The sequence below is a fragment of the Shewanella sp. BJSY2023SW005 genome (genome assembly GCF_047314585.1).
Taxonomy (GTDB): domain Bacteria; phylum Pseudomonadota; class Gammaproteobacteria; order Enterobacterales; family Shewanellaceae; genus Shewanella; species Shewanella algae.
In genome coordinates this window covers 36,411-62,417 of sequence record NZ_JBKORJ010000025.1, presented here as the reverse complement: position 1 = coordinate 62,417, position 26,007 = coordinate 36,411, and the positions used below count along the sequence as shown (strand labels likewise).

General features: G+C 53.3%; 28 protein-coding genes and 1 pseudogene. 10 read left to right on the top strand and 19 right to left on the bottom strand.

The window, feature by feature from the left end; translation table 11 throughout:
• Positions 1-139: 139 nt before the first annotated feature.
• From torD to ACMHXI_RS07470, 4 genes are read right to left on the bottom strand one after another with little or no spacing between them, the layout of a single operon-like run.
• On the bottom strand, positions 140-769 hold the full coding sequence (gene torD / locus ACMHXI_RS07485) for a molecular chaperone TorD (protein WP_071238050.1): 630 nt from the start codon (positions 767-769) through the stop codon (positions 140-142).
• A 31-nt stretch (positions 770-800) separates the two neighbouring features.
• Positions 801-3,290, bottom strand: a complete 2,490-nt coding sequence (torA, locus tag ACMHXI_RS07480) for a trimethylamine-N-oxide reductase TorA (RefSeq protein WP_413734563.1) — start codon at positions 3,288-3,290, stop codon at positions 801-803.
• Positions 3,291-3,302: 12 nt separating this feature from the next.
• The gene (torC, locus tag ACMHXI_RS07475) at positions 3,303-4,481 is read right to left on the bottom strand and encodes a pentaheme c-type cytochrome TorC (RefSeq protein WP_044733940.1); all 1,179 of its coding nucleotides are present in this window, start codon (positions 4,479-4,481) and stop codon (positions 3,303-3,305) included.
• A 20-nt stretch (positions 4,482-4,501) separates the two neighbouring features.
• Complete coding sequence (locus ACMHXI_RS07470; protein WP_025009952.1) at positions 4,502-4,654, bottom strand: nitrate reductase; 153 nt, start codon at positions 4,652-4,654, stop codon at positions 4,502-4,504.
• A gap of 355 nt (positions 4,655-5,009) precedes the next feature.
• On the opposite strand from ACMHXI_RS07470, the gene ACMHXI_RS07465 reads away from it, so the two are divergent.
• Entirely contained in the window at positions 5,010-6,362 is a 1,353-nt protein-coding gene (locus ACMHXI_RS07465) for an NCS2 family permease (RefSeq protein WP_371872532.1), read from the top strand.
• Positions 6,363-6,542: 180 nt separating this feature from the next.
• Here the strand turns inward: ACMHXI_RS07465 and ACMHXI_RS07460 are convergent, their stop codons facing one another.
• Both ACMHXI_RS07460 and ACMHXI_RS07455 read right to left on the bottom strand, forming a co-directional pair.
• Positions 6,543-7,049, bottom strand: a complete 507-nt coding sequence (locus tag ACMHXI_RS07460) for a GspH/FimT family pseudopilin (protein WP_093982453.1) — start codon at positions 7,047-7,049, stop codon at positions 6,543-6,545.
• A gap of 94 nt (positions 7,050-7,143) precedes the next feature.
• Positions 7,144-7,674 (bottom strand): GspH/FimT family pseudopilin, encoded by a 531-nt coding sequence (locus ACMHXI_RS07455; protein WP_117200410.1) that lies wholly within the window; start codon positions 7,672-7,674, stop codon positions 7,144-7,146.
• 348 nt (positions 7,675-8,022) lie between these two features.
• Between ACMHXI_RS07455 and glnB the strand changes: the two genes are divergently transcribed.
• Together glnB and ACMHXI_RS07445 are read left to right on the top strand one after the other, a co-directional pair.
• Positions 8,023-8,361, top strand: coding sequence for a nitrogen regulatory protein P-II (glnB, locus tag ACMHXI_RS07450; RefSeq protein WP_025009956.1), 339 nt, complete (start codon positions 8,023-8,025; stop codon positions 8,359-8,361).
• Positions 8,362-8,561: 200 nt separating this feature from the next.
• Positions 8,562-8,864 (top strand): annotated as a pseudogene (locus ACMHXI_RS07445) (transposase); the annotation flags it as partial.
• 322 nt (positions 8,865-9,186) lie between these two features.
• Here the strand turns inward: ACMHXI_RS07445 and ACMHXI_RS07440 are convergent.
• From ACMHXI_RS07440 to ACMHXI_RS07420, 5 genes are all read right to left on the bottom strand, one after another.
• Complete coding sequence (locus tag ACMHXI_RS07440; protein ID WP_159352357.1) at positions 9,187-9,942, bottom strand: hypothetical protein; 756 nt, start codon at positions 9,940-9,942, stop codon at positions 9,187-9,189.
• A 1,363-nt stretch (positions 9,943-11,305) separates the two neighbouring features.
• Positions 11,306-11,467, bottom strand: coding sequence for a small highly charged protein (locus ACMHXI_RS07435; RefSeq protein ID WP_093982544.1), 162 nt, complete (start codon positions 11,465-11,467; stop codon positions 11,306-11,308).
• Positions 11,468-11,617: 150 nt separating this feature from the next.
• Entirely contained in the window at positions 11,618-12,934 is a 1,317-nt protein-coding gene (locus ACMHXI_RS07430) for an RsmB/NOP family class I SAM-dependent RNA methyltransferase (RefSeq protein WP_413734559.1), read from the bottom strand.
• Between the two features lie 143 nt (positions 12,935-13,077).
• Positions 13,078-13,752, bottom strand: a complete 675-nt coding sequence (locus tag ACMHXI_RS07425; RefSeq protein WP_413734557.1) for a glutathione S-transferase family protein — start codon at positions 13,750-13,752, stop codon at positions 13,078-13,080.
• 28 nt (positions 13,753-13,780) lie between these two features.
• Positions 13,781-14,401 (bottom strand): glutathione S-transferase family protein, encoded by a 621-nt coding sequence (locus tag ACMHXI_RS07420; protein WP_159352355.1) that lies wholly within the window; start codon positions 14,399-14,401, stop codon positions 13,781-13,783.
• Between the two features lie 198 nt (positions 14,402-14,599).
• On the opposite strand from ACMHXI_RS07420, the gene ACMHXI_RS07415 reads away from it, so the two are divergent.
• Positions 14,600-15,172 (top strand): TetR/AcrR family transcriptional regulator, encoded by a 573-nt coding sequence (locus ACMHXI_RS07415; RefSeq protein WP_071238041.1) that lies wholly within the window; start codon positions 14,600-14,602, stop codon positions 15,170-15,172.
• 61 nt (positions 15,173-15,233) lie between these two features.
• On the opposite strand, the gene ACMHXI_RS07410 is transcribed toward ACMHXI_RS07415, so the two are convergent.
• Complete coding sequence (locus tag ACMHXI_RS07410; protein ID WP_071238040.1) at positions 15,234-15,908, bottom strand: DUF2461 domain-containing protein; 675 nt, start codon at positions 15,906-15,908, stop codon at positions 15,234-15,236.
• A 180-nt stretch (positions 15,909-16,088) separates the two neighbouring features.
• On the opposite strand from ACMHXI_RS07410, the gene ACMHXI_RS07405 reads away from it, so the two are divergent.
• The 3 genes from ACMHXI_RS07405 to ACMHXI_RS07395 all read left to right on the top strand — a co-directional run bounded on the left by ACMHXI_RS07405 (position 16,089) and on the right by ACMHXI_RS07395 (position 19,704).
• Complete coding sequence (locus ACMHXI_RS07405; protein WP_243891848.1) at positions 16,089-18,332, top strand: TonB-dependent receptor domain-containing protein; 2,244 nt, start codon at positions 16,089-16,091, stop codon at positions 18,330-18,332.
• Between the two features lie 99 nt (positions 18,333-18,431).
• On the top strand, positions 18,432-19,004 hold the full coding sequence (locus tag ACMHXI_RS07400; RefSeq protein WP_025011406.1) for a PhnA domain-containing protein: 573 nt from the start codon (positions 18,432-18,434) through the stop codon (positions 19,002-19,004).
• Positions 19,005-19,149: 145 nt separating this feature from the next.
• Positions 19,150-19,704: a MarR family winged helix-turn-helix transcriptional regulator gene (locus tag ACMHXI_RS07395; RefSeq protein WP_159352354.1), complete on the top strand. Its 555-nt coding sequence runs from the start codon at positions 19,150-19,152 to the stop codon at positions 19,702-19,704.
• A gap of 84 nt (positions 19,705-19,788) precedes the next feature.
• Here ACMHXI_RS07395 and ACMHXI_RS07390 read toward each other — a convergent pair whose 3' ends face one another.
• The 5 genes from ACMHXI_RS07390 to ACMHXI_RS07370 are packed head-to-tail and all read right to left on the bottom strand — an operon-like array spanning position 19,789 to position 23,354.
• Positions 19,789-20,268: an Atu1372/SO_1960 family protein gene (locus ACMHXI_RS07390; RefSeq protein WP_051472563.1), complete on the bottom strand. Its 480-nt coding sequence runs from the start codon at positions 20,266-20,268 to the stop codon at positions 19,789-19,791.
• Positions 20,258-21,148 carry a glycine betaine ABC transporter substrate-binding protein gene (locus ACMHXI_RS07385; protein WP_159352353.1) on the bottom strand — a complete coding sequence of 297 codons (891 nt, stop codon included), beginning with the start codon at positions 21,146-21,148 and terminating at the stop codon, positions 20,258-20,260. Before ACMHXI_RS07385 ends, ACMHXI_RS07390 begins: the two co-directional genes overlap by 11 nt.
• Positions 21,149-21,182: 34 nt before the next feature.
• Positions 21,183-21,632 (bottom strand): VOC family protein, encoded by a 450-nt coding sequence (locus tag ACMHXI_RS07380; protein ID WP_044733952.1) that lies wholly within the window; start codon positions 21,630-21,632, stop codon positions 21,183-21,185.
• Positions 21,633-21,648: 16 nt separating this feature from the next.
• The gene (locus ACMHXI_RS07375; protein ID WP_413734552.1) at positions 21,649-22,797 is read right to left on the bottom strand and encodes an L-dopachrome tautomerase-related protein; all 1,149 of its coding nucleotides are present in this window, start codon (positions 22,795-22,797) and stop codon (positions 21,649-21,651) included.
• Complete coding sequence (locus ACMHXI_RS07370; protein ID WP_025890065.1) at positions 22,794-23,354, bottom strand: YbhB/YbcL family Raf kinase inhibitor-like protein; 561 nt, start codon at positions 23,352-23,354, stop codon at positions 22,794-22,796. The genes ACMHXI_RS07375 and ACMHXI_RS07370 overlap by 4 nt, the downstream gene beginning before the upstream one ends.
• 236 nt (positions 23,355-23,590) lie before the next feature.
• On the opposite strand from ACMHXI_RS07370, the gene ACMHXI_RS07365 reads away from it, so the two are divergent.
• The 3 genes from ACMHXI_RS07365 to ACMHXI_RS07355 are packed head-to-tail and all read left to right on the top strand — an operon-like array spanning position 23,591 to position 25,435.
• Complete coding sequence (locus ACMHXI_RS07365) at positions 23,591-24,253, top strand: hypothetical protein (RefSeq protein WP_109248559.1); 663 nt, start codon at positions 23,591-23,593, stop codon at positions 24,251-24,253.
• Positions 24,254-24,265: 12 nt separating this feature from the next.
• Entirely contained in the window at positions 24,266-24,856 is a 591-nt protein-coding gene (locus tag ACMHXI_RS07360) for a Crp/Fnr family transcriptional regulator (RefSeq protein ID WP_101059042.1), read from the top strand.
• Positions 24,857-24,916: 60 nt separating this feature from the next.
• Complete coding sequence (locus ACMHXI_RS07355; protein ID WP_345860243.1) at positions 24,917-25,435, top strand: YgjV family protein; 519 nt, start codon at positions 24,917-24,919, stop codon at positions 25,433-25,435.
• On the opposite strand, the gene ACMHXI_RS07350 is transcribed toward ACMHXI_RS07355, so the two are convergent.
• Positions 25,432-25,683: a hypothetical protein gene (locus ACMHXI_RS07350; protein ID WP_028778989.1), complete on the bottom strand. Its 252-nt coding sequence runs from the start codon at positions 25,681-25,683 to the stop codon at positions 25,432-25,434. The genes ACMHXI_RS07355 and ACMHXI_RS07350 overlap by 4 nt on opposite strands.
• Positions 25,680-25,916 carry a hypothetical protein gene (locus ACMHXI_RS07345; RefSeq protein ID WP_025011415.1) on the bottom strand — a complete coding sequence of 79 codons (237 nt, stop codon included), beginning with the start codon at positions 25,914-25,916 and terminating at the stop codon, positions 25,680-25,682. Before ACMHXI_RS07345 ends, ACMHXI_RS07350 begins: the two co-directional genes overlap by 4 nt.
• Between the last annotated feature and the right edge of the window lie 91 nt (positions 25,917-26,007).

The following is a 26,007-nucleotide window of genomic DNA, read 5'->3' as shown; positions in this document are numbered from 1 at the left end:
GGCTGCCGAAGATATAGAAAGGGCACCGCTCGATACTCGAGTTGGCGCCCTTTGCCCCTTTGAACCTTTGATTAGGGGGGGGGCTGTGTTACGTTTGATTCAGGCAAGTACTTGTTAGCTCTTGTCTAAATCGCCTCGCTCAGTGCGCTGCGGCGCCTTTCAGCCATTCGGCATCACTTTGAACAAAGGCCAGGGTCAGACGCGCGAGCGCGGCATAAAAACCGCCGCGATCGCATTCGGTCACCCGCTGACAAAATGGTTCCAGCCAACTGAGCAGGCACTCTTGCAGAAACTCTTGCTGCGTTGATGCCGAGGCGTTCAGACACAGATGAGCCTGATAGGCCAGAATCACCGCCAGGTGGTCGGCGGGCTCGGGGAAGTCACCGCTCAGCTGCAGTTGACTTCGCTGCAAAAAGGCCAGCATCTGTTGATGCTGCTCACCGAACAGGGTGACATCTTCATCCGCTTGCAGATAGAGGCCGGCATAGGGCGAAGCACTCTGTTTACTGCCCACCAGAAACAGCCCGCAAAAGTCTGCCGCCAGCTCCAGCAGCGCCTTGTCTCTGTCCTGCATCCAGGCAATGGATTGCAGTTTTTGCTCCATCAGCTTAGCTTCTTGCTTGAGGGCGGGATCGCTGCTCAGCTGTTGCCAAAAGGCCTTGCTCTCCGGCGCCGTCAGTTGACTCAGGCGCTCGGCATTCAACTCGCGGGCGAACAGGCCCGAGAGGAAGTTGTACAGCATGGCTCTGCCTTGATTTAACTGTTCCATTGGCTTACCTCAGTTATCTGCGAACCTTAGGTTAGATTTTTATCTCAATCGGCCCATCGAAGGAGGATACCTTGGGCGCCTTGCCGGTGAATTTTTCAAATTCCACTTGGCAAGTGTAGGCCGAGCAGGCCTGCGCCAGCTTGGAGGTACCTATATCCTGAGTCAGGGTATTGGGGTCACCATAGCTGCACAGGGCACCGATTTCGGCGCCGCCTTCGACGCTGCCATCCTTACCGACCGGGCCATACCAGGCGCCTTCATGGATCCGGATAACCCCTTTGGGGAAACGGCCCGAGACGACGGCACCGGCCAGTAGTTGGCCACGGTCGTTGAACACCCGCACCAGATCGCCGTCTTTGATACCGCGGGCTCTGGCATCTTCAGGGTTAATATAAACCGGCTCACGCCCTTGCACTGTATAGGTTTCGCGATATTCCTTGGACTCACACATCTGTGAGTGCAGGCGCTTGTCCGGGTGGCAGGACTGCAGCCAAACCGGGAACTTATCGCTGCCTGGACCGCCATGGCTGCGCTCGGATTTTTCCATCCACACTGGGTGGCCAGGGCAGTCATCATAACCGAACTGGGCAATCTTACGGCTGAAGATTTCAATCAGGCCGGAAGGAGTACCCAAGGGGTTGATCTCAGGATCCTCGCGGAAGTCGGCGTGTCTGACCCAGTTTTGCCCTTCACCGAAGTGCACATAACCCTGCTTCCAGAACTCGTTGAAGTCCGGCATGGCAAACTTGCCCTGGTTGGCGGCCTTACACTCGTTGTAGAGTTTTTCCAGCCATTCCATTTCGGTTAGCCCGCGGGTGTATTCCTTCTCTTTGCCGAGTATTTTGGCAAAGCGGGTGAATATCTCAAAGTCAGACAGACTTTCAAACAGCGGCTCAACCATCTTGTGCATCGCCAGAATACCGCGGCCGGCGTAGGCACCGTAGACATCGATATCGTTGCGCTCCATGGTGGTACAGGCGGGCAAGACTATGTCTGAGAAGCGGCAGGTGGCGGTCCAGTTCACATCTATGGAGATCACGCATTCCAGCTTGCGGAATGCCTGCTTCATACGGTTTCTGTCCTGATGGTGGTTCCAGGGGTTGTTGCCCGAGAATACCATCATGCGGATATCCGGATAGGTAACCTTGCTGCCGTTGGCATCAATAGTCTTGCCGGGTTCCAAAATGGCATCTATCCAGCGGGCGACCGGAATAGTGCTGCTGGCGCCCTTGAAGTCGTTGTTGTCGAACAGTGGCTTTTGGCCTTCGTCCAGGTTGCGCGGGAAGGCGCCCGGTGCTGCGGCACCTGTGGCGGGTACCCCAATACCTGAATAGTGGTGGCCATAGCTGATACCACCGCCAGGCAGGCCTATCTGGCCTATCATGGTGGCCAGTACCGCCGCCATCCAGTAAGGCTGCTCTCCGTGTTGCTGACGCTGAATACACCAGCCCATCATGATCTGGGTACGGCCCTTGGTCAGGGTGCGGGCCAGATCGCGGATGACTTCAGCCTTGACGCCACAGATGGCTTCGGCCCATTCCGGAGTCTTGGCGATGCCGTCTTTGTCACCCAGGAGGTAGGGCAGGAACTCTTCAAAGCCCAGGCTATAGCCTTCGATAAACTTGGCATCGTGCAGCTTGGCTGTGTACATCTCATGGGCGATACCCAACATCAAGGCCACGTCTGTTTGTGGGTTGACATACAGCTGCTCACAACCCAGATAGGCCTGAGTCTTGGTTTCGACCGGATCTATGCTGATCACCCGGATCTTACCGGCTTTGACCTTTTCCTTGAGCTGCGCCAGATAGGCGAAGGACTCGTGGGTTTCGGCGTTCCAGCCCACCTGCAGGTTTTTGTAAGGATCGTTGGACCAGAGCACTATGGTATCGCTGTGCTCGAGGATCAGCGGCCAGGAGGTGCCTTGAGCGTACACTTCGGTAGAGCCCAGCACATAAGGCATAATTGTTTGCCCGGCGCCGGTGGAGTAGTCGCCCACTTTCTTGACGAAGTTGCCGTGCATGGCGATGGCGCGCTGCATATGGCTGGTGCTCGAGTGCAGCTGTCCGGTGGCACGCCAACCGGTTTGTCCGGCGTGCAGGCCAGATGGTCCGTATTGGGTTTGAATGATATCCAGCGACTCTTTGAACAGAGTCAAGGCCTTGTCCCAGGTGACACGAACGAAACGGAAGTCGCCGCGTTCATGGGTATTGCTCTTGTGTCCCTTGAGCAGGAAATCAAGCCGCACCATGGGATAACGGATCCGCGATGGGTTATAGACCAGGCCACGGATGCCGCGGATCATGTCGGTGGGATACTTGTCGTATTCCAGTGGTTTGACTTCGGCGATAACCCCGTTGCGGCGCTTGATACGAAATGCGCCGAAGTGGGAGCCTGTGGTCAGCCAGGCGTCACTGTCATCCATCCCCTTGGCCAGCGCCGACAGGGGAGCGAGTACCGAACTGCTTCCGGCAACCACAACGGAAGTGGAGGCCAGGCCTTTTAAAAAGTCTCTTCTGTTCATAACGCCAACCTCTTAGTGCTCTTCTTTGCTGAAGGTGGAAGAATGTTGTTGCAGGTATTTCTGCACCAGTGCCTGAGTGTCCTGATCCATGTTGACGAAGGCCAACATCCCCTGGAACATGCCCGGCCAGGTGTTGGCATCGAAGTGATGCTCATCGGGCTGGGTGTGGCAGACACTGCAGCTTGAGGCATAAGTGCTGCGGGCATAACCCCAGAGCGGTGCAAGTTCGGTCAGCAGATAATCGCTGTCGGTCCAGATCTCGGCTTCCACACGCTGCCACTTGAGGCCAGTCATGGGATCTTCTTTCTCTTCAAAGGTCTTGATCACCCCGTCGGTTTCGGCAGCGGCCTTGGTCAACTGAGCCGAGAGGATATTGATACCGAAGTCCATGTAGATCACCCGGCCGGCACCTATCTTCTTACGCCAGCCATCGATGGCGATTTTGACCCGTTTGCCCTTGAGCTCCAGCACCTTGATTTCGGTGGCCACGTTCAGAGTACCGGCTTCTTCCGCGCTCTTGTCATCCAGGTACAGAGGCTTGGTCAAGGCGCTGAAATATTTGCCGCCCTGTTGCAGTGAGGTTTCACCCGAACCCACTTCGGCAATCAGTTCCGGGGCTCTGGCTGTGCCCATATCGGGCAGCTTGTGAGCTATGCCCTTGTGGCAATCGATGCAGGACTGATCTTTCTCGGCCGCCTGTTTCATCTGTTTTTGCGCCAGGGCTGACATCTCGTCCCATTTCATTGACTTGTAGTCATGGCAGTTTTTACAGGCCTGGGAGTTGTCACGGGCAAAGCGTTTCCATTCACGGCTGGCCATTTCCAGACGCTTGGCTTCAAATTTTTCCGGAGTGTTGACCGTTTGGAACAGCCAGCCCCAGACATCGTGAGATGCTTCCATCTTACGGGCTATCTTGCGGCTCCAGTCGTGGGGCACGTGGCAATCAGGGCAGGTTGCCCGCACGCCGGAGTGATTTGACCAATGCACAGTTTGCTGCAGCTCTTGATAGGGATTGCTCTCCATCGAGTGGCAGCTGATACAGAAGGCCTCAGTATTGGTGGCTTCCAGCGCCGTGTTGAAGCCGCCCCAGAAAACAATGCCCATGATAAAGGCCGACAGGCTGATGGCGCCCAGGCTCAGGTACTTGGTTGGGCGGTTGAGAGTACGCCAGATTGCTATTAACCGTTTCATCTATTCAATCCTCTCTTGTATCAGTGACTGGCGACGCCGCCGAGGGCCAGCATGATCCAGATGATCAGGCCATAGAGGCTGATACCTGTGATGGTCAGGGCCGGAAACAGCATGAAAATAATCAGGCCGTGGGCCATAAGTTCCTGTTTTTTGCTTGATGTGGACTCAGACATAGTGATTGCTCCAACGCAGCAGGGTTTGCTTGATGGGGCCACTATAGGGAAAGGATGTGAATGGCGATTGCGCTGCCAATGAATGGGATTTGAGTAAATATGAAAAGTTATGAACAACTGCATATTCAGGATGAGCCACAGATCCCGAAATCTTTTTAGCCGGGGGCGCCAATTTGCAGTATTATCCGCGACCAACAAAGGCTGCGTTGGACATCGGTTGACGATATTCCTTGGTGCCCACCACCTGCAGGTCACGTTTTATTGTGGATCTCTCACCCGCCCAGCGGGGCTCTCACCTGCCGTAGCCGGCGTCATCTGACCCGAACAAAGAGATCAAAAAGGTAGAATAATTATGATGTCTTCAAAGACAAGTACCGCTGTACCTACTACATCATCATGGCTGGAACGCTTCTTCAATATCAGCGCTCGTGGCAGCACAGTCCGCCAGGAAGTGATCGCCGGTTTGACCACGTTTCTTGCCATGGTTTACTCAGTTATCGTTGTACCCTCCATGCTGGGAAAGGCCGGGTTTGATCCCGGCTCCGTGTTTATTGCCACCTGTCTGATTGCCGCCTTCGGCTCATTGCTGATGGGCCTGTGGGCCAATCTGCCGATGGCAATAGGCTGTGCCATCTCACTGACTGCATTTACCGCCTTCAGTCTGGTGCTGGGGCAGGGAATGAGCCTGCCTGTCACCCTGGGGGCGATTTTCCTTATGGGTATCGTCTTTACCCTGGTGAGCGTTACCGGCATTCGCCAGTGGGTGCTTGCTAACCTGCCCAAAGGGATTGCCCATGGCACAGGGATAGGTATCGGCCTGTTTCTGCTGCTGATTGCCACTAACAGTGTGCAACTGATTGTGGCCAATGATGCCGGTTTACCGGTCAAGCTGGGCGATATCCACAGCCTGCCGGTGATCGCCACTGTCGTGGGGTTGGCTGCCACTATCGGACTCGAGCGTCGCCGGGTACCTGGCGGCATTTTGTTGGTGATCATCGCTCTGTCAGTGTTTGGTTTGCTGTTTGACCCCAATGTGGAGTTCAAAGGCGTGTTTGCGGTACCCGACTTGGGCGCAGAAGGCTCTTTGATTGGCCAACTGGATATCATGGGCGCCCTTAACCCTGTGGTGCTGCCGATAGTGCTGGCGCTAGTGATGACTGCCATCTTCGATGCCACAGGCACCATACGAGCCGTGGCCGGACAAGCTAATTTGCTGGACAAGAATGACAACATCATAGGTGGCGGCAAGGCGCTGACCTCGGATTCTGTCAGTTCTATCTTCGCCGGTCTGGTGGGCGGCGCGCCTGCCGCCGTTTACATTGAATCGGCCGCCGGTACTGCCGCAGGCGGAAAAACAGGGCTGACCGCCACTGTGGTGGGTGTGCTGTTCCTGCTGATGATCTTCCTGGCCCCCCTGTCTTATTTGGTGCCTGCCTACGCCACTGCGCCTGCGCTCATGTATGTGGGACTGCTGATGTTGTCCAATGTCACCAAGCTGGACTTCGATGACAAGGTGGATGCCATGGCGGGACTGACCTGCGCGGTATTCATCATACTCTCCTGCAACATAGTCACAGGCATTATGCTGGGGTTTGCGACCCTGGTTATCGGCCGTATCTGCAGCGGTGAGTGGCGCAAGCTCAAGCCAGGTGTGTTGGTTATCACTATAGGCCTGGTGGTGTTCTATATGGGCGGCTGGGCCATTTAACCCTTAGACCCTTATGGCTGGTGGCGGAAACTATCCCCCGCTAGAGTAAGCTTAATCGACTTAAACAAAGACCCCAGCCTAGGCTGGGGTCTTTGTTGTGAGCGCAGAGTCTTTCACTCCCGGGGCATACTTTGAGGATAATGGCTAAGCCGTCCTTGATAACTTGTCCGATACCGCCTGTTAGCTGCAGGCAAGCCCGTCGGCGCCGTATTTGATCATCCCTGAGCTGGAAACGGTCACACTTCTTGAGCCGCTGGCCTGTTTGGCCGGGCAATAGATAAAGGTCACTTCACCTGTGGTGTTGCTGAGGCCATCGGGACGAAAACCCACATTACTGCCTTTGATGGCGTCTTTACTGTCGATGCCTTCCACTACCCGCAGCACTTTTTCACTGCCGCTGGCAGTGGTATAGACCTTGAGGCCATTGTTGAAATTGGCGGCGCAGCCGACAGCACTCTGATAGCCACAAACTTCTACTGTCATGCCGTAGCTGATGGCTTGGTTGCGGGCGAAGGACAAGGCTTGTTCTATGCGGCTTATTTCCGACTGACTACGGTAGCCCTCATACAAGGAGGTGAGAGAGGGAACCCCCACAGACAGCAGTATGGCGGCTACAGCAATGGTGACCATGAGTTCGACCAGAGTAAAGCCGCGGATTATGGAACTGGAAAAATGTGGTACAGCCATAGTCAACTCTTCACACGAATAGATAGGCTTAAGTATAAGTGAATGAGTTGTTAATTACAGCTGTCTTTGCAAATCCTGTGCAGTGGTCGTCAATTCAGCCGCCATCACCATCCTGGCAATTGATATTTTCATCCTGAGAGTGACGGATTCGCCCCGCCTGATTGATGACCAAGGCCTCGGAATGGGGACTGTTGGCCTGACCCGGGCAATATTTGAAGGTACCATTGGTTCCTGTTGCCAATCCGTCCGGCAGAAAGCGTATTGCATCCCGGTTGTACCTGAGTATGTCTTGGCTATCAAAAGCGCTGCTTTGAAACAGTAGCTTGTCGTCATCATCCAGGGCCAGATTACCGTTGCGGTCACTGAAAACCGTTACTCCTTGTTGCCAGGCATCGGCTTCACAGCGGCCATCCTTGAGAGCGCAGACACTGACTCTGACACCATAACTAATGGCCTGATTGCGAGCAAATTGCAGTAGTTGTTGTACTTGTTTGATGCCGGTTTGAGCGCGATAACCTTCGTAGAGCGACTTGAGTGAGGGGGCCCCGACCGAGGCCAGTACCGCCAGCAGAGCCATGGTGACCATGACCTCCAGCAGCGAAAAACCAAGCTGTAAATGACGCATAATCTCATCCTTGAGTGGTGGGCGGCCCGCATCCGGCGAACCTGAGTGTTGTCTTAGTTTAGTCCAGGCAGTGGCTTGGTTCTGGTTTCCTTTTAGATGAGTTTGCACTAAATATTGCACTTGCTTACCTAAGGGATGAATAAGTACACCGAGTTGATCATGGCTACTACGAAGGAATAGGCCTGGTTTTTTCATCTGAGCGGACAATCACTTCTTGCCCGCAGTATGTCGTGATAAGCTATTGCGATTGTATGCGAACAAGCAAAATCGCGAGCTATTTCTCTGGTCAAATTGCCGTGGGAATGGTCAAGAGTTGCAGAAGAATTCCAAGCCCTAAAGGAGTGCCTGATGAAGAAAGTGGAAGCCATAATCAAGCCGTTTAAACTGGACGATGTCCGTGAGGCGTTGGCTGAGATAGGAATAACCGGTATGACGGTTCTGGAAGTCAAAGGTTTTGGCCGTCAGAAGGGACATACAGAGTTGTACCGTGGTGCCGAGTATATGGTCGACTTTCTGCCCAAGGTGAAGATAGAACTGGTGATTCAGGATGATCTGCTGGAACAGGCACTGGATGTGATTGTCGAAACCGCCCGTACCGGTAAAATCGGCGACGGCAAGATCTTTGTGACCGATATCGAACGCATTATTCGTATCCGTACCGGTGAAGAAAACGAAGAAGCGGTATAAAAACGAACGTAAAAAATGAGGTTCATTGCAGGTTAGCGTGGACTGGAAATGAAAACGGTTGGAGAGTTATTGTTTAGTCGCCAAATAAAAACAATGACCCACTCCAACCGTTGTCGATGTCGAATATTACCAGCACTAGCTTGACAGTGTAGTGGTCAAGTTAATTGACCACTACAAGGCTCCTGCGGCGAACTGTAATGGTCGGCAATGAACGGCTGAACATGCCACAAGGATTGCACTTTGAAGCCAAGGATTATCTGCAACTGGTCGATGATACCGGACGTATTATCCGCCACGACAAGCGCGGCCACATTACTGCCGCCACAACAACCATTTTGAATCGTTTAAACATCCCCATCGACAACTGGCTCAAGTTGACGACTGATTTTAGCCGTCTATTCAAAGGGCCGGTTGGGACACTGGAATCTCTTACAGACTACTGTATTCACCTACAACGACGACGAAGACAAGGGGCCGCTAATTGTCAGAAGTTGTTTAGCTGAATCCCCGAGGCTCCAAGATATTTATCTCCAATCGAACTTTGTTCGACCGACATCGTGTCTGAAATTCGACTTTTTCGCTCATTTCAATAACTGAATGGCCCTCAAAAGGCTTGAAAGATGATTTTCTCCCAGTGAAAACATCAATGTTTCTGTAATCCAGGCAACTAGAGTCTTCACTCAGCTAACATTGGGTGTCTTTGTTGTTTACGGGTTTACTCATATTGATGCCTAACGCTGCCAACACAGGCGAGCGGAACGTAGTGTAGCGAGTCCAGCACGGCGGTCTTTTGCCGTGCGATTGTGCTTGGCTTTGTTATACACTTTATAAACCTTGGATAAACTCTAGAAGGCTTTGGCCTTTTTCAGCCATGCCTTGCACACCAGCTATACGTTTGTTGGCGGAAACCACGCCATCTAACAAGTTTTTAGTTTTTTGCCATATGCTTGATAATTTATTAAGTTCCTCGCTACCTTTAGCTTCTTTGAATACACCCTCATTTAAAATGACCTCACCATAGGCGGATTGCACCACTTCCTCTAGGGCCTTTGCCCCAACAGCCTTGTAAGAGGATATAGCCTCTTCTATTTTTGAAAGGTGTTTCTCTATGATGTTTTGTGTGTACGGTGGCAAAGTAGAACCACGTAAAGCTTCGCGAAGCTCGACTGCCATTTTTCTTAGCTCGTCCAAGCTAGATTGATCAATCAATTCCTCTTCGTTTGGCAAGATCTCAGAACAAAACCCCAAGACGGTTAAGACTTCAGGAGTTATCTGCTGTTTTGATTGCGCCCAATGCCCTGGAATAAGCTGAACTGCAAAAGTGGCATTACACTTGTTTAGGCTTGGCTCATATAGGCTCGATGTATATCCAGCTTTTAACATTTCGCCTCGTATCACTTCAACTTCATCATGAAGATCAGCTAAACACCTTGAGATTGCAAAATTTCTCTTGTGTTGATCCGATTCATTCAAGCCAAAAACCTCAGACCAAACTTCATGAGCCGGAGTTTTATCTGCCTTACCCTTAACCTTATCGAGAATGCTTTTTATTCGATAAGCTGAATTTATATTCTTAGCCATTTATGATCCATTTGAGTGACTACATTTTGTATAACAGCTGTATAGTGCGCATGCGCGTTTTAGTCCTCGGAGGAGTGTAAACGCGCATCGCTATCTGTTTGTATTAGCTGGATATAATAGAGTTTAGTCCAAATATCCCTTGCAGCTAAACGCGCATGCGCGGTTTCCAAAGCCATTATCTACCAGCTATATCTTTTAACTTTATGAATTTGATACTATTTTCTAAATATTACAGAAATAACGCGCAAACTTAGCTGCAAATTCCTGGCATTTTGTCCGGAACGGCCAATAATACTGTATAAAAATCAGTTCTGAGGTGCTTGTCATGAGCGCCGCAAACGCTACAACCCAAGCCCTACAAAAAGCGTTAAGTAAAGCCATGGCTACCGCACGGGTGCAAACTCTGTTCGTCCCTGCATTCCGTTGAAAACGAAAAAGTGTTGCTGCTTCCAGCCTTAAGCTTAAGGAAGTACTAAAGCTAAATGTTTGAATTGGTTATACAATACCCAGTACTGAATTTGAAAACAATTAGCCAAAGGTCAAGTTTTTGACAAAGGCAACAAAACCCTGATTTAGTTTGTTTTTGAAGCAGAATTGACTGGGTGTTTGCATTCTTCCCTGTTTTCAACGGTCACAGTCCCACCTAGTACTGGCAGAGCTTCCGGCCACGGTGTAGCCAATCACCTGCGGTGCGCCTTTCGCACAGGCGCTCCTGTGACTCGCTGCGAGTACGTCCCTGTAAGCTCTGCCTCGCCATCCCTGGCTCGGAAGGTCACAGTTTCGCCTGTGCCTGAAAATGAGGTGTATGCCTGCAGATCTTTCAAATAGTTCAAGCTACTCAGGGTCAACAGAATTGCACCAATTCCCCCTCGGTGTCGCCGAAAGCCGTTGGCGCAAATAACGTGGCTGAGGCATGGATGCCGAAGCAGCGCCAGTCGAATCAGGGATGAGCGTCTGAAGCGGTAGTTATTTGTGCCATTAGGCCGAGGGGCTTTCGACACCGTGCGGGGCGGCACGGGAGATCCAAGAGGGGATTGCTGCTGATCCCTTCTTGGTCGGGTATGGGGCGAAGCTCCACGACTTTAGGCCGCTAGCACAGCGGCTAGCATAGCTTTCAGCTCAAAATAGCCAAATAACATTGGTTGGGCCATCAGGCGATGGATGTTTCTCATTGCCTGCCGCAGGCTTAAAAAGGAAGGGTGCCATGCCTAGGCCAAGATATACTCAAGTCTGAGTTAGTACATACGCCTTGGATCCAGGCCTGTGAGTCGACGCAGAACACAAATGGGGCTTATTCGCACTTTCCTTATTCGCACCTTCAGCCCCTTTGTTTTTGATTGGTTTTCTTGAGATTAAGCCAAGATTATTTCCATTTATCTCTGAGGAACTCAGGCTCCATATATTCGTCAGGATAACGTCTCTTGCTGTCCCGGCGGCGCTGTTTTACCCGTTTGTTCTTTTGCTTACCCCTGACATGATCTCCCCATGGAGCATCATCGTCGTCGAAATCATAGTGGTTTGACATGATCCATTTCCAATAACACAGTGCATATAGGTTGCACCGCTCCTTTTTACCTAAAGCGCCGGTCAAGCTAAAGTGAGAAATTTAGCGTCTCAAGGTAAAAATTATTGCATGTCTGTCCCCGGTTTCCTTCAGGCATTAACCTGACTCTTGCTAGCCTTGTTTACGAAAACGAACAACAAACATCCCATCGGCATTGGCTTCAAAGGGCCAAATCGTCAAATACTGTGTCTGTTCACCGCTGAATGGGTGGCTGAGCGTTTCCAGAGTAAACTCGGGCCGCTTGGCCAGAAAGGCATCGACCACCTGGCGGTTTTCGCTGTCCGCCAGTGAGCAGGTGGCGTAAACCAAGGTGCCACCTGGCTTGACCGCATCGCAGGCACGGCTGAGTATGTCGAGCTGCAGCGCGGGTTTATCGCTGATGGCCTGGCTGTCATCCAGCCAGCGCATGTCCGGATTTCGGCGCCAGGTGCCGGTGCAGCTGCAGGGGGCATCGACCAGCACGCCGTCAAAGGCTTCTCTGGCAACCGGCAGGGCATCGCTGCGCCAAGGCGCAACCTTGATGTCGAAACCGGCGCGTTTGGCGCGTTTTTCCAGTTCATTGAGCGCAGCCGGGCGGATATCTGAGGCGGTAATAGTGCCCAAAACACCTTTGGCGGCGCTATCTTGCTGCATCAGCGAGCTGAGTTGCAGGCTCTTGCCGCCGGCGCCGGAGCAGGCGTCCCACCAGTTTTCATTGGCTCTTGGGGCGCAAACCTGGCCTATGACCTGGGAGGCCAGATCCTGCACTTCAATAAAACCTTCTTTATAGAGTCTGATTTCATTGAGATTGATACTCTTGCTGCCAAGGCTGATGGCGTCATTGAAGACGGGGGCGGCGCTAGCATCGACTCCGGCGCTTCTGAGTTCGGCCAGGGCCTTGGACTGCGACATATTTTGCACCCTGGCCCAGATAGGTGGGCGGCTGCAAAGCGCGTCTATCAGCAGCTCTTCCCGGGCCTCTGGCAGCGGCGCCACGGCCTGCCAGAACCAGTCCGGCGCCAGGTCTCTTGCCAAGACATGTCGGCCTGAGACCTTGAATACCAATGCGGCGGCGGCTTTGGGGGCCAGAGCCTGCTCGGGCAGGGCGAATGACTTGCCCGCTTGTTGCTGCCAGGCACAGATAATGTCCGTCCAAGGGTGGGCTTCTATCGCCGCCGCCAATGCCAAACGCAAAAACCACAGGCTTTGCTCATCGCCATTCTCAAGCCGTTGTAACCAACCCCAGCAACGAAACAGGGCAAACAGGGTCTCCCGAATGACTCTTCTGTCTTTGGAGCCGTGTTTCTTGTTGCTGCGGAAATAGTTCGCCAGCACCCGATCGGCACTCTGGCGACTGTCGAGGATTTCAGTAAACAGTGTGTTGATGGTGTTGGCATAACTGGCGGCACGCTTTTGGGCCGGAGTCAGTGAAGGGCTTGGCGCGGTCAAAGGTTTCTCTGCATCAAGTGTGGATAGCAATGGCGCCAATATTAACAGAAGTGCCGCGGCCTGTCCCCGGCACCTTGTTTGCTCCGGCACCGTGTTTGCTAATGGTTGCTACTGTTTACTAATGCTTACTACACTGCTCAGACTTAGCGGGTAACCATTTGCGCTATCTGTTTGGCCCTGTCTTCATCGCTTAACTGCTCCCTGGACTCTGGGGTAATTATGCCTTTTTGACAGGCCGGGCGCTGGGCCAGCGTATCGAGCCAACGTTGCAGATGAGGCAGACCTTGAATATCTATGCCGCTCCAGTCGTAAATCCGTACCCAGGGCCAGGTGGCCATATCGGCTATGCTGTACTCATCACCGGCCAGATAGGCATGTTTGGCCAACTGATGATTATCCATCACCTCAAACAGGCGCCGGCCCTCTTTTTGATAACGCTCTATCGCGGCCGGGATCTTCTCCGGAAAATAGCGGTAGAACACATTGGCTTGTCCCATCATGGGGCCTACGCCGCCCATCTGGAACATCAGCCATTGGATGACCTTGGAGCGATTATTGGCATCAACAGGTAAGAATTTCCCTGTTTTTTCAGCCAAGTAAAGCAGGATGGCACCGGATTCAAACACCACGAAATCATCGTTATCCCTGTCTATGATAGCCGGGATCCGGCCGTTGGGATTGATGGCTAAAAACTCGGGTTGTTTCTGTTCATTGGCACTGAGATCCAGATGGTGTACCCGGTAGGGTAAGCCCATCTCTTCCAGGGCAATACTGATTTTAAAGCCGTTGGGGGTGGCGGCGGTATAGAGTTCAATCATGTGTGTCTCCTAGATTTTATCCTTGCTTTTATCCTTGTTTTGGCTGGCTCATTGCCGGGCGTTGTCCGGTTTGCTCATACCAGCTCTGCAGCACAGGGAAAGGCTGCAGTGAAATCTGCAGATTTTTGATGAATCCCAATAAGATATAGGCGGTGATATCGGCAATGGAGTAGTTTTCACCGGCCAGATAAGGGGATTCACTCAGGCGCTGCTCCAGCAGAGGCAGGAAAGATTCCAGACGCTTGCGGGATTCTTTGCCCCAGGCTTGAATGCAGGTTTCCCGGTCGCTGTAGATGCCGCTGATATTGCGAAATGCCTGAAAGGCAGGTAACAACCCCTGCAGTTCAACGATGCGCTGCCACATCTCCACCTTTGCTCGCTCCAGCGGCGTGCTACCAAAGAGCTTGAGCTCGGTAGGGAACAGCTCGTCGAGATAACGACAGATGGCCACAGACTCGCACAGATAACTGCCATCATCCAGCTCCAGCAGCGGAATGCGGCCATTGAGACTCTTGGCCTTGAATTCGGCCGAGAGATTTTCTCCGCCGCGAAGATCGACGTTTACCCGCTCTATATCTATGCCTTTCTCCGCCATGAAAATACTGACTCTGCGGGCACTTGGGGTAGGTCCGAGTTCATACAGCTTCATCTATCTTTCTCCATCTGTCTTGGGCCGTTTTGCCCCTGGATTAGTTATTTTTCCTGGCTTGGCTGTCAGGAAAATGTATTCAAATCTTTTTCGGAACGATCGTTTAGGTTAGACTTTAGGGGATATCAGAACGATCAGTCAAGAATTAATTTGACTAAGTATACAGCACGTCATTCGCTGGAAACGCTTGGGAGCAGTATGGCAAGAAGTTGCAATTTTGACCGGGAAGATAAGCTGAAATTGGCAATGGAGCTCTTTTGGCAAAAGGGTTATGCCGCCACCTCAGTGGCGGATCTGGTCGAGCATCTGGGGATCAACAGATTCAGTCTCTATAACACCTATGGCGACAAGCTGAATTTGTACCGGGAGGCGCTGCGTCTGTATCTGCAGCAAAACTCTTTGCCAGCGCTCGACAGCCTGCGCGCCGAAGGCGCAGGGTTACAGCAGGTAATTGATTATCTTGAACAGTTTGTGGCCCTGCAGCGAGAGCAAAAATACGGCTGTTTCCTGCAAAATGCGCTATTGGAGATGAGCCTGGAGGATGCTGTCGTGCAGCAAGAGAGTCGGCACTTGTTTGACTCCATCAAGGAGGCGTTTGCCAAGGCGCTGACCCATGCCAGAGAGCGCGGCGAGCTTAACAGCGACAATACCGAGGCGCTCGCGGCCTGGTTACTGCTGCAACTGCAGGGGATTCGGGTGCTCGGCAAGGCCGGTTTGCATCAGGAGTTGCAGCAGGCGCTGAGCGTGATGCTCGCTCAGCTTGGACGTTGAGCCAGATTGTACCTGGGCAGTTTAAGCCCGGGTACGGCAATCAATAATCCAGGAACAGACATCAATAATCCAAGTCCAGGGCAAAGCACAGATAGCGCATCAACGCCTGGGTGTGTTGGAACTCACTGGCACAGAAGTCGACAAAATTATTGCTGCAAACTTGCTCTTTTGTCAGCATCTTAAGCGCCACATAGTCTTTGCGTTTCAACTCGTTTATCAATGGGTGGCTTTTATCGAACCCCTTGGGTGGCCGCACCAGGCTGTCACCGTCCATCGTAAACCCATGGCGCTGTAATTCCTCCAACGCCTTACTGTAGGCGTGGGGGTTGTCGTCGATACATTGTCTGATGGCGCCGAGCACCTTGGATTCGGGGCGCCAGATCCCGGCAGCGATAAAGCAGCCATCGTTGGCCAGATGCAGATACAACCCGGGAGCGTGGACATCCTTACCCTGAAAATGGCGAAATTGGATCCCGACATTGAGCTTGTAGGGCGACTTATCGTGACCAAAGCGAGTGTCCCGCTGTGGCCGCATCAAACTGCCTCCAACCTTCTTGGCGACCGCCGTCAATCTGGGAGACAAGGCCTGAATAGGCTGCTGCATCTGTTCAATAAATGCCAGTGCCGGCCCCCTGAGCAGGGTTTCATACTCATCCTGATGTTGCTTGAACCAGGCCCTGTCGTTGTTGTTTTCCAGCCGGGTCAGAAAGGCAAAACCTTGTTCGCTGAAGCTCATCTTTGTTCTCCATTTTCTTCACGGCGATATCTCAGGTGAAAGCCTGTTGTGAGTCAAGTGGTTTTACATTTTTAAAACAAAGATAACCAAATTGGATCCTGTGTAAATATCGGTGAGAATAATTCTCATTTGCCAGCTTGATTCTTATAATGCCGCCTTATTTTTAAGGGGAGATGATAGATGACAAGCGAACAATCCCGGCGAATGGCGCCGAGCGGCAAGCTGCCATTACTGCTGTGTGCCTTGGCGCCCTGGCCCTTGCTGGCCGCCACTTCTCAGCCGCTCAAGAGTGGTACCAGTGTGCTGGGTGAGCCTAAGGTGGAAGCGATAGAGATCATAGAGGTGCGTGGCCAGCCTTTTCGTCGGGAGTTGACGTTGACCCGTCCGGGCGAAGCCTTGGTGACATTGGAGGACATAGAGGAGCAACAGGCGGGAAACTTTGCCGAAGTGCTGGACACTGTGCCCGGCATCACTCTTGATGGCGGCCCCCGTAGCGGCGGTGAGAAAATCAATGTTTGGGGCTTTGGTGAGACAGAAGATCTCAATGTCTATGTCGACAACGCCCCGGTCGGGTTTGAACAGTATCGCTACGGCTCTTTCTTTATCGACCCGGATATGGTCAAGCGAATTGAGGTGATCAAGGGCGCCCACGATCCCCGCTCCGGCAATGGTGGTTTCGGTGGCTCCATGTATGTGGTGACCAAGAGTGCCGATGATTTTCTGGATTACGGCAAAAACTTGGGCGCCAGATTCAAGGCCAGCTATGCCGATAACAATGGCTTGGAGACTTACACAGGTACGCTTTATGGCCGCTTGAACTCAGGGCTGTCGGCACTTGTTAACTACAGCTATAAAGATGCCGGCGATCTTGAGCTGGGCAACGGCCAGGTGTTTCGTTTCTCAGGTTATCGGCAAAACAACCTCCTGGCCAAGCTGGATTATGAGCTGGGGGCGCACAAGTTGTCTTTGAGCTATACCTCCTACGATGATGAAGGCCGTAAACCCTGGGCCAACCGTCGCGGCGAAATGCCCACTGTATCTGAGTTCAATATCAAAAAGTACGGCTCTTTTGAGGCGGCAGAATACGCCAATACCGCCCTCAACAGTTACAAAGACCGCACAGTTTCACTCAACTACCGTTATACACCGGCCAGTCCGCTGTGGGATCTGCAATTGGCGCTGTCCAGCAGCAGTAACGACAGGCACTGGGTAAGGCCCCAGATAGCCTTCGATAAGATGTTTGTTTCTGTAGGTAACTTTGGCCATGAGTCCTGGCTCGAATACGACAGGGACTTTATCGATATCAACAACACCAGCCAGTTGGGTGACCACTTGCTAACTGTGGGGCTGCAGTACCGCTCGCTCGATCGCCGCTCACTGGTATTCAACAAGAGTTATCAGAACAAGGCGGAGAAAAACTTCGGCCTGTACACGCCTTACTATCAGCCTGGAGGTCGCCAGGATACCTACGCCTTTTATATCAGCGACAGCATTGCCCTGACGGACAACCTCATCCTAAAACCATCGCTGCGGTTCGACAGTATTTACAGCATAGGCCATGGCAATCTGGCGCCGGATTACAACGACCCCAGTGTCGGCCATGACTTTTCCTCTACCCGCCACAGCGGTTGGTCGCCAAGGCTTGGGCTGGAATACCGTCTCGGTGATGTCAGTTGCCTGACCCTGGACTATGCCTACAGCCTGCAGGCACCTGTGGTGGATGAGATTTATGCGGTGCAATATGCCAAAGCCAGTAGTGCTCAGGCGACCAGTCGCGGGATAGATGTCGAGCGGCTGCACGCCTATAAGCTTGGGCTGAGCAGCGCCTTTGATGGGGTCTTCGCCGGCGATGACAGGCTCTCGACCCAACTGACTCTGTATTGGAATCAGGGAAAACAGGATATCGCTCAGCGCAAAGGGCTCTGGGTCGACAAGAGTCAGCCATTTGAGAGCGGTTATGTGAATCTCGACGGCTACCATATCTACGGTGGCGACTTCGAGGCTCAATACCGTTGGCACGATTGGTTTGCCGACTATACGGCTTCCTATACCCGCGGCAAGCACAGCGGCAGCCTGCGTGACAGCAGTGGCAGGGATGAAAACCTGGCAGACATTCCTCCGCTCAATATGCGTCTGCACCTGGGGTATTACCTGACTCCCGAGCTGTCGCTCTCCTGGCGTGGCAGTTGGTATGATGCGCAGCAGAAGGTGCCGGAAGAGGGCCTGTTTGTCAGCGATAGACCGAGCCAGGCCTATTTTCTGCAAGACTTGTATCTTGCCTTCCAGCCGGAAGATATGTTGCAGGGGCTTGAGCTGAGGCTGGCGCTGCGTAACTTGACCAATCAGTATTACAGTCCGCATCTGGCCGATGGCATTGCGGCTCAGGGACGGGATATTCGCCTCAGTCTGGCGTACCAGTTCTGATAAAACCCCAGTTATTTTGTGCTTTTGTGAGCTGCAAACCTGATCAAGCTCTGATTTTGCGGCATAATGTGCGTTTTGCCTGACCGAAGAATATTAGTAATGACTTCAGAAACTGAACTGCAAAGCCGCTGTGGCGGGAAATGTGAACTCTGTGGAGCCGAAGGCGCTCTGTCTGTCTACGATCTGCCTCACTCGGGTGATCGCACCGACGGTGACATCATGATCTGCGCTACCTGTGAAGGTCAGATTGCCGCTCCGGACACCATGGATGTTAACCACTGGCGTTGCCTGAACGACAGTATGTGGAGTCAGGTTCCTGCCGTACAGGTAATGGCTTACCGCATGCTCAAGCGCCTCAGTGGCGAAGGTTGGGCTCAGGATCTGCTGGATATGCTTTATCTGGAAGACGATCTTAAAGCTTGGGGCGATGCCGAGTCTCTGGCGGCCGACAGCGATGATTCGGCGCCGACACTGGACAGCAATGGCACTCAGTTGGCCGCCGGTGATACCGTAGTGATTATTAAAGATCTCAACGTGAAGGGCACCAGCTTTGTGGCCAAGCGCGGCACCGCCGTGCGTAACATAGCTCTGACCAACAACCCTGAGCATATCGAAGGCCGGGTCAATGGTACCCGCATCGTTATCCTGAGCTGCTATGTGAAGAAATCTTAAGCGGAGCTGTTCGCCTCTTCGCTGATTAATTCAGTTAAAAAACGCCGCAGAAATCGATTTCTGCGGCGTTTTTCATTTCAGGGCTTGGGATTTGTCGCACGCTGGAATATGATTCCTTGTTAAGAATCTTGCTATCGAGATAATTATGTCGCAGGAAGAGCTGAAAACACAAACCCACAAGCCACAAGCCCACAAGCCACAAGCCAAAGATATCAAGGATGGCGTAGACACCATAGTCAGTCAGTGGCTGGCCGCCGGTGTTACTGATGATCTGCAACCGATGGAAGTCTTTGGTCGCCTGGCCAGAATACATAAGCATATAGAAACCGAAATCCTTCGCTGCCATGGCGAGTTCGGTCTGCGTCAGGGGGAGTTTGATGTGCTGGCAACCTTGCGTCGCAGCGGTGAGCCTTACACTCTGACCCCGGGGCAATTGCACCAGAGCATGATGCTGACCTCAGGCGCCATGACCAGCCGTTTGGATAAGCTGGAGCAGAAAGGGCTCATCTGCCGCAGTCACTGTACCGAAGACCGTCGGGCGGTGAATGTACAGCTTACTGCCGAAGGCAAGGCCAAGGTAGAGGCCGCACTGCCGGCCCATATGGCGGCTCAGCAGCAGTTGCTTAAAGGGATCTCGGTCAAAGACAGACAAAAACTGGCTGCGCTGCTCAAGGGCTGGCTGGGTGAACTTGAGTCCTGAGCCTGATGAGCTTCTGACACCGACGACCGCGATGATCCGCCCCGGCAAGCCGGGGATTAAAAGCAAGCTGGCCTTTAAGTGACTTCAATCCTCCAGAGGGTGCAGATCCGCCACCAGATAGACCAAACACAAGCTGTTCAGTGGCATTACTGGGTTACTCCAGATCATCCGGGTGTGGCGTCCGGCTTCACCGAATACCGCCAGCAGAAGATCCGAGGCGCCATCCAAGGCTCTGGGGTGGTCGAAAAAGCCGTCGGCGACATTGAGCACTCCCTCGAGGCGGATAATCTGCTTTATCCGTGAGAGGTTTCCCAACGCCTGTTGCAATTGGGCTATGGCGTTGAGCGCCGCCAACTGACAGGCGGCATAGCCATCCGACAATTCCAGATCTACCCCTAGCCGACCCTGATACTTTATCTTGCCATCTTCGAAGGGAAACTGGCCGGAGGTCAGTAGTTGATGGCCGCTGATCACTACAGGCTCGTAGTTGCCGAGCGCCGAAGCGACCCGGGGCAGACTCATTCCCAGGGCGTTGAGCCGCTGCTCAGGTGTGTCATGCATCATGATTCGATTCCTCACAGGTTTGACGACGCCAAAGGGGAGACAGCCATTGGGACAGGATAACCGGATGAGCACTCAGCCAACGTCCGGCAGCTTCTTCTGCGCTAAGGCCTTCGCGGTTGATGGCATAGTCCAGCTCGGCAATGTCCCTATTGAGCATCCGAATATTATCCAGCACCCGCAGCTGAGCCTGAGTAAAGTGACCGGCGGCATTTTCTGCCAGCAAGAGTACGGCGCGATCTTTGCCACCCAGCAGACCTTTGGGATCCTTGAGTTCCCGTATCTTGTATTTATGATGCAAAAACTGGGGTTGCCACAGGGGCACCACGGCCCAGGCCTTGTGTTGCAGTGCATCCTCAAAGGCGTCGAAACATTGCTGCTCAGTGCCGGTATGGAACTCATAGCCGGCCTGTTGCAGACCATAATCCTGCATCATCTGTTTTGAGAAACGGCTGATGCCGGCACCCGGGCCAATGCCTTGAATGTGGCGGCGCATTTTCTCCAACACGTCTGGGCGCAGTAGATCCGTCACCGAATCCACTTGCTCTTGCGCCACATATTCTGGCACGCCCCAGAGGGCATAGGGTTCATAATGCAGCCCCAGTTCCCGCACCTCTAGATTTTGCCTGACCTTATCCAGATAGATGCCGTGGCTGTGGGGTAACCAGGCGGAGCAGAGCAGATCAAGCTCGCCCCGGCCCAGGGCGTCGAAGTTGGCCTGATGATCGGAAAAACTCAATTGCACCGATTTACCCATGATATCCAGCACATGGACAACAATGGCGGCAGTGGCCCGGTGAAAGCTGAGATTGGTGACTCCCAGCCGCAGCGGCGTTGCCTGTGATGCTGAAGTGACTGCTTGGTTTGGTATCGGGTTTGGCATGGGGTTTCTCCTGTCAATGGTATGGCCGTTAGGATCAGCGAAATCTCAGCTTGGGCATGGCTTCTCCCAGGACCTTATTGTCCGGTGAGAAGGGAAAAATCATCTCGACGGTAATGCCGTTGGGGTCTTCCAGAAACAGTTGATGTTCAAGAATTTCAGGGACCTGCCGCTCGCGAAAATGCAGCTCAAGTTCAAGCAGTTTGTGCTGCATGGCACTTAGGTCTGCGCCGCGAAAGGCCAGATGATCCACGACGCCGGAGCCATTGGTGCTGCGCCTTTGTCCCAGGTAGGCCTCGAGTGCCGGGTTTTGCTCGGCGGCCACCAGATGCAGCACAGGTTTGTCTGCGGCATACAACCAATGGCCCGGAAAGGCGAACGCAGGGCGGTAGCCCTCGCTCAAGCCGACAACCCGGCAGTAGAAATCTCGGGTCTGCTGCAGCTTACTGCTGCGCAGTGTGTAGTGATCCAATCCCTGAATATTCATGATGGACTCCTTGGTTTCAGTTTCCTGCTACACCGGCGCTCAAAGGTTTGAAGCGGAAGATGTAGTAAGGGGGTTGGTTTTCGGCCTTGCCATCGTTCAGTGGCGCAGACAGCGGCAGCTGTGCGGCGGCGCTGTAGAGGAAGCCATCGGCACCCAGGCTGACACCGTCTGGCCAGATCATTCTCGGATCTGCGGCAAAGGGGCGATACTCACGACTGCTTGCCGGAATAATGCCGATACGGCGCTCGCCGACTTCGGTGAGATAGAGATTGCCGTCGACATCTATGCTCAGGCCGCCGTTATTGGGTTTGTGGGCCCAAAACTGCACCTGATTGGCCAGCACGCTTGCCGGCAGGGAAGGATTGGCCAACGCCAACATGGGGATCCGGTACAGTTCCCCCTTGTTGAGCGGGGCAAAGTAGAGCCACTTTTCATCTTTATCCATGGCAATACCATCGACGCCCACATAAACGGGAATCGATTTCTGCCCGGCTGTGCCGGCATCTATCACTATCGGGCGCTTGGTGTCGGGCATCACGCTCGGGTGGCCCTGCAGTACCCGGCGGCTCTGGCCTGTTTTGAGATCTACCACCACCAGAGCAGCCTTGTCGCCCAAAGGCCCGGTGGCAATGCCTTCATCGGCGATAACAATCAACTGATGCTTGGGGGATATCAGTAAGTCATTGTGCTGCGACTCCGGCAAGGATACCGGCGAAGGCAAGTGGATAATCCGCTCCAGCTTGTCGGTATTGCTGTTCCAGGCCACCAGTTTAGGGGTGACTCTGGGGCTGGCCTGGCCCGAGTCCAGCAACCAGACAATGCCGTTGGCATCGGTACGCAGACCAAGAACCCAGTTGAGGCAGGTATCGGGATCTTTCTGGCTGCCGTCGGCGCGGACACAGCCTTGCCAGTCGCGGTTTGGAAATGGTTTGCTGCTGCCATCGGCGAGGATTTCCGCCACCTTGGTTTCAGGCTCGTAAAAGGGGTGAAAACTCACCAACATACGCCCGCTAGGCGTGAAGCTGATACCACCGACAGCCTGCTCTGTAGTGCGGTAAACCTGAACTTGGCTCTCAGAGAATTGCGAAGCGGGTGCCGCGGCGGCTGAGATGCCAAAGGAGGCCAGTGCGCCGGCCAGTAGGGTAGACAGAGTCAGGAGTTTCATTGGGTTGACTCCTTTCTTGGGCCGGCCAGCAGCACGAGTTCACTCTTGGCCAGAGTGTGTTGCCAGAGGAAGAAGCCGGTCAGCGCCGCCGAATAGTCGGGTTTTACCGGCAGTTTGGCCACATCCAGCGCATGGACTGTCCACTTGTATCTGTGCTGACGTCCCTCGGGCGGGCAAGGGCCGAAGAAACCGGGTTTTCCCAGATCTGTGTTTGACTCAATGGCGCCTTCCGGTAAGGGGCCGCCATCTTTGCCGCCCGGCAGGCTGTGGACATTGGCGGGAATGTCATATACCACCCTGTGCCAGAAGCCTGAACCTGTGGGAGCATCCTGATCGTAAAAGGTGATGGCAAAACTCTTGGTTCCTGCCGGCGCATTTTGCCAGTCCAGCCTGGGCGCCAGGTTGGCACCGCTGCAACCGAATTGGTTCCAGTAGTAGTCTGCCGGTATGACTCGATTGGCCGTTAATGAGCTTTTCAGTTGTAAATCTGCGCCATGGGCCAAGGGTTGTAATGCCAGAGCACCAAGCCCCAAAAGGTATCCGATACCGTATTTCATGGTGTAATATCCTTTAAATTAACGTGAATTTGGTTGATTGGCGTTATCATAGAGAAAAGCTTTCCTGGGATAAGCGGGCAGCCGTTGGCTTTAGTTTCAAAAATTTTTTGAAAAAGGCGGTTTTGACTGAACCCGGGCTGACAGGAATTCAGATCCCGGCTGCGGCCATTAGGCTTTGGGGTTAAGGTAAGTCTGTGTGCCGATATGGCCGGGTGTGTGTGTTAACGGGATGGATTATGAAGCTGTTTATTCGTGTGGCTGTAGTGTTGGGGCTGGTGTTTCTGGCGGTGATCGCTCTTGGGATCTACAGGTTCAACTTCACCGAGGATGACCTCTATGTCAGGGAAAACGATATGGTGCGTCCACTGGCTGAATTCGATGGCGGGGCCAAGGGGGTGATGAAGCGGCTGTTCAGTCTGGATACCCGAGAACAGTTCAGGATCCGTTTGCCGGACAGCAATAAGTCAGTCACTCTTACCGGCTTTAAGGAAGAGCAGCATCTGGCGTTTGGCGAATATCAGGATGAAGTGGTTCGTGGGGAGGTGTTGCTCGATTACCGCAAGTTGACCCCCTTAAACTTGCCCGGCAATGCCGAATCCATGCAGTTTGTTGTTCCGTTCGCGGTGACAACCCAGGGCTCAGGTGTGTTCTGGTATTTGGGCATGTTCAGATTTGACTATCAAACCGGCGCCATTGCGCATCTGGCCAGCCAGTTTCTCGGCGACCGAATTGAGATTGAAGCCATTACCCCCAAAGAGCCGTTCGACCCGCCTTACAGCGTGACTCTGGCGCTGAAGACCCGCACCCAGGAGCAATCCATGGCCGAAGCGCCGGGCGAGTATGTGGAACGCACTTTCTTTGTGACCCTTACCTCGATTCTGCCGTCTTCTTCCCAATAGGCGCCCGACTGAATGAGCCATGAATCTATGTCTCATCAGGCCGCTTTCCGGGTGCTGACAGACTTTTTCCTTGAGTTGGGGCTTGAACCCAGTGCTTTGGCGCCACTCTTGGATAAGGCTCAGCTGAAAAGTTGTCAGGCAGGTGAGGTGCTGCTGGCACAAGGTGGCAAACAGCAGTCGGGCTTTTTATTGCTCAATGGTCTGCTGCGGGCCTGCCACTATCTGAGTGATGGGCAGCAGCGCTGCAAAGAGTTCTATTTCCCTGGCGAATTTTGTCTGCTTTACAGCAGTTTTCTCAGTGCTGAGCCTGCCCGTTATCAACTTGAGGCACTGGAAAACAGCACTCTGGTGGTCGTGCCCCTGAGCCTGTTTGAGCTTGGCGGGTTTCAGCGCGCTGAGCTTTCATTGCTGCGTGCCCAGCTGCGCTACAAGGAGCAGAAAGAAGCTTTTCTATTGCTCAAGTCGCCAGAGCAGCGCTACCTGTGGTTAAAAAATCATTGGCCACACTGGATAAGCGCCCTGAGCCAGGTGCAGTTGGCCAACTATATCGGCATCACCCCTGAGAGCCTCAGCCGCATTCGCCGGCGTCTTAACCTAAGTTAATGCCATCGCCTCAATGGCACAGCACAATAGCGGCCGGTTTCAATCTTCCGGGATACTGTGTTGTCCATTTTTGTTATTTCACAGCTGTTGGCCACTCTGGCGCTGTTTAGCGATCTTTTGTCATTCCAGTTCAGGCACAGGCGCGCCGTGCTCGCTTGTCTGGTGGTGTCGGGCCTGCTGATCTCGGCGCATTTTATCTTGCTCAACCACTGGAGCCCGGCCATTTTAATGTTGGTTGCCAGTGTCAGATTCTTTGTCAGTATCTTCACCGTTGACAGACGTCTGATGTGGCTGTTTATGGCCGCTTCGGTCACGGCCGTGGCCCTGAGTTTCAATCAATGGCTCGACCTTTTGAGTCTGGCCGGCAGTTTGTTGCAGACCAGGGCGGCCTTTTGCCGTGATGACAAACGATTAAGGGAACTGATGTTCATCGGCAGCGGTTGCTGGCTGCTGAATAATATCCTGTTGGGTTCGCCGATGGCGGTATTGATGGAGTCTGTGTTTATCGGCAGCAATCTGTTGGGATACTACCGTTTCTATCTGCGCCGCAAAGGCTCGGCGCCTGCACAAGGGGGCTAATTCATGCGCGCCTTGCCACCGATAATCTTGAATGCAGGCACGCCGCGGATCAGTGCCTGACGGGCGAAGACCTGGCCGCAGCCGGGGCAGGTACAGGGCGTTTGCGTATGATCTGTCAGGATCCGTTCGACAAAACATTTAACCAAGGCGCCTTTGCCGCCCTTTCGATATTTGAACAGTTTTGCCTTGCAGCCGCAGCAGATGATTTCCACCGTCTGTTGCGGTCCTTTTTTATTGGGCTTACTCACTTGCCCGGCAGTTCGGTTTCCAGCTCAATATCAGTGCAGCCCTTGGGGCAGCGGATGCTGGCAAGCTCTGAGGTGGATTTTGCCGGTGGCAGGGTGGCACTCAAGGCTTGTTGGCATTTAGGGCAGGGCACTTTTTTACCGGCCAGCAGTTGTTTGATCAGATTTTTCTGCGCCTTGAAGGACTGGGCGCTGCTTTGGTTGATATTGGAAAAGTCGGCGGATTGAGCTGTCATAGGCAGTATCTGAATTCGTCTGTTACGGGTAAATAAGTCTGCAGCGATTATAGCCTTGCCGGCGTGGCAAATAAAAGAGGGGCGCCTGGCC

Excerpts from the sequence above, each read along its gene's own strand:
- torD (WP_071238050.1), bottom strand. The coding sequence starts at position 769 with ATGGAACAGTTAAATCAAGGCAGAGCCATGCTGTACAACTTCCTCTCG.
- torA (WP_413734563.1), bottom strand. The coding sequence starts at position 3,290 with ATGAACAGAAGAGACTTTTTAAAAGGCCTGGCCTCCACTTCCGTTGTG.
- torC (WP_044733940.1), bottom strand. The coding sequence starts at position 4,481 with ATGAAACGGTTAATAGCAATCTGGCGTACTCTCAACCGCCCAACCAAG.
- ACMHXI_RS07470 (WP_025009952.1), bottom strand. The coding sequence starts at position 4,654 with ATGTCTGAGTCCACATCAAGCAAAAAACAGGAACTTATGGCCCACGGC.
- ACMHXI_RS07465 (WP_371872532.1), top strand. The coding sequence starts at position 5,010 with ATGTCTTCAAAGACAAGTACCGCTGTACCTACTACATCATCATGGCTG.
- ACMHXI_RS07460 (WP_093982453.1), bottom strand. The coding sequence starts at position 7,049 with ATGGCTGTACCACATTTTTCCAGTTCCATAATCCGCGGCTTTACTCTG.
- ACMHXI_RS07455 (WP_117200410.1), bottom strand. The coding sequence starts at position 7,674 with ATGCGTCATTTACAGCTTGGTTTTTCGCTGCTGGAGGTCATGGTCACC.
- glnB (WP_025009956.1), top strand. The coding sequence starts at position 8,023 with ATGAAGAAAGTGGAAGCCATAATCAAGCCGTTTAAACTGGACGATGTC.
- ACMHXI_RS07440 (WP_159352357.1), bottom strand. The coding sequence starts at position 9,942 with ATGGCTAAGAATATAAATTCAGCTTATCGAATAAAAAGCATTCTCGAT.
- ACMHXI_RS07435 (WP_093982544.1), bottom strand. The coding sequence starts at position 11,467 with ATGTCAAACCACTATGATTTCGACGACGATGATGCTCCATGGGGAGAT.
- ACMHXI_RS07425 (WP_413734557.1), bottom strand. The coding sequence starts at position 13,752 with ATGATTGAACTCTATACCGCCGCCACCCCCAACGGCTTTAAAATCAGT.
- ACMHXI_RS07420 (WP_159352355.1), bottom strand. The coding sequence starts at position 14,401 with ATGAAGCTGTATGAACTCGGACCTACCCCAAGTGCCCGCAGAGTCAGT.
- ACMHXI_RS07415 (WP_071238041.1), top strand. The coding sequence starts at position 14,600 with ATGGCAAGAAGTTGCAATTTTGACCGGGAAGATAAGCTGAAATTGGCA.
- ACMHXI_RS07410 (WP_071238040.1), bottom strand. The coding sequence starts at position 15,908 with ATGAGCTTCAGCGAACAAGGTTTTGCCTTTCTGACCCGGCTGGAAAAC.
- ACMHXI_RS07405 (WP_243891848.1), top strand. The coding sequence starts at position 16,089 with ATGACAAGCGAACAATCCCGGCGAATGGCGCCGAGCGGCAAGCTGCCA.
- ACMHXI_RS07400 (WP_025011406.1), top strand. The coding sequence starts at position 18,432 with ATGACTTCAGAAACTGAACTGCAAAGCCGCTGTGGCGGGAAATGTGAA.
- ACMHXI_RS07395 (WP_159352354.1), top strand. The coding sequence starts at position 19,150 with ATGTCGCAGGAAGAGCTGAAAACACAAACCCACAAGCCACAAGCCCAC.
- ACMHXI_RS07390 (WP_051472563.1), bottom strand. The coding sequence starts at position 20,268 with ATGATGCATGACACACCTGAGCAGCGGCTCAACGCCCTGGGAATGAGT.
- ACMHXI_RS07385 (WP_159352353.1), bottom strand. The coding sequence starts at position 21,148 with ATGCCAAACCCGATACCAAACCAAGCAGTCACTTCAGCATCACAGGCA.
- ACMHXI_RS07380 (WP_044733952.1), bottom strand. The coding sequence starts at position 21,632 with ATGAATATTCAGGGATTGGATCACTACACACTGCGCAGCAGTAAGCTG.
- ACMHXI_RS07375 (WP_413734552.1), bottom strand. The coding sequence starts at position 22,797 with ATGAAACTCCTGACTCTGTCTACCCTACTGGCCGGCGCACTGGCCTCC.
- ACMHXI_RS07370 (WP_025890065.1), bottom strand. The coding sequence starts at position 23,354 with ATGAAATACGGTATCGGATACCTTTTGGGGCTTGGTGCTCTGGCATTA.
- ACMHXI_RS07365 (WP_109248559.1), top strand. The coding sequence starts at position 23,591 with ATGAAGCTGTTTATTCGTGTGGCTGTAGTGTTGGGGCTGGTGTTTCTG.
- ACMHXI_RS07360 (WP_101059042.1), top strand. The coding sequence starts at position 24,266 with ATGAGCCATGAATCTATGTCTCATCAGGCCGCTTTCCGGGTGCTGACA.
- ACMHXI_RS07345 (WP_025011415.1), bottom strand. The coding sequence starts at position 25,916 with ATGACAGCTCAATCCGCCGACTTTTCCAATATCAACCAAAGCAGCGCC.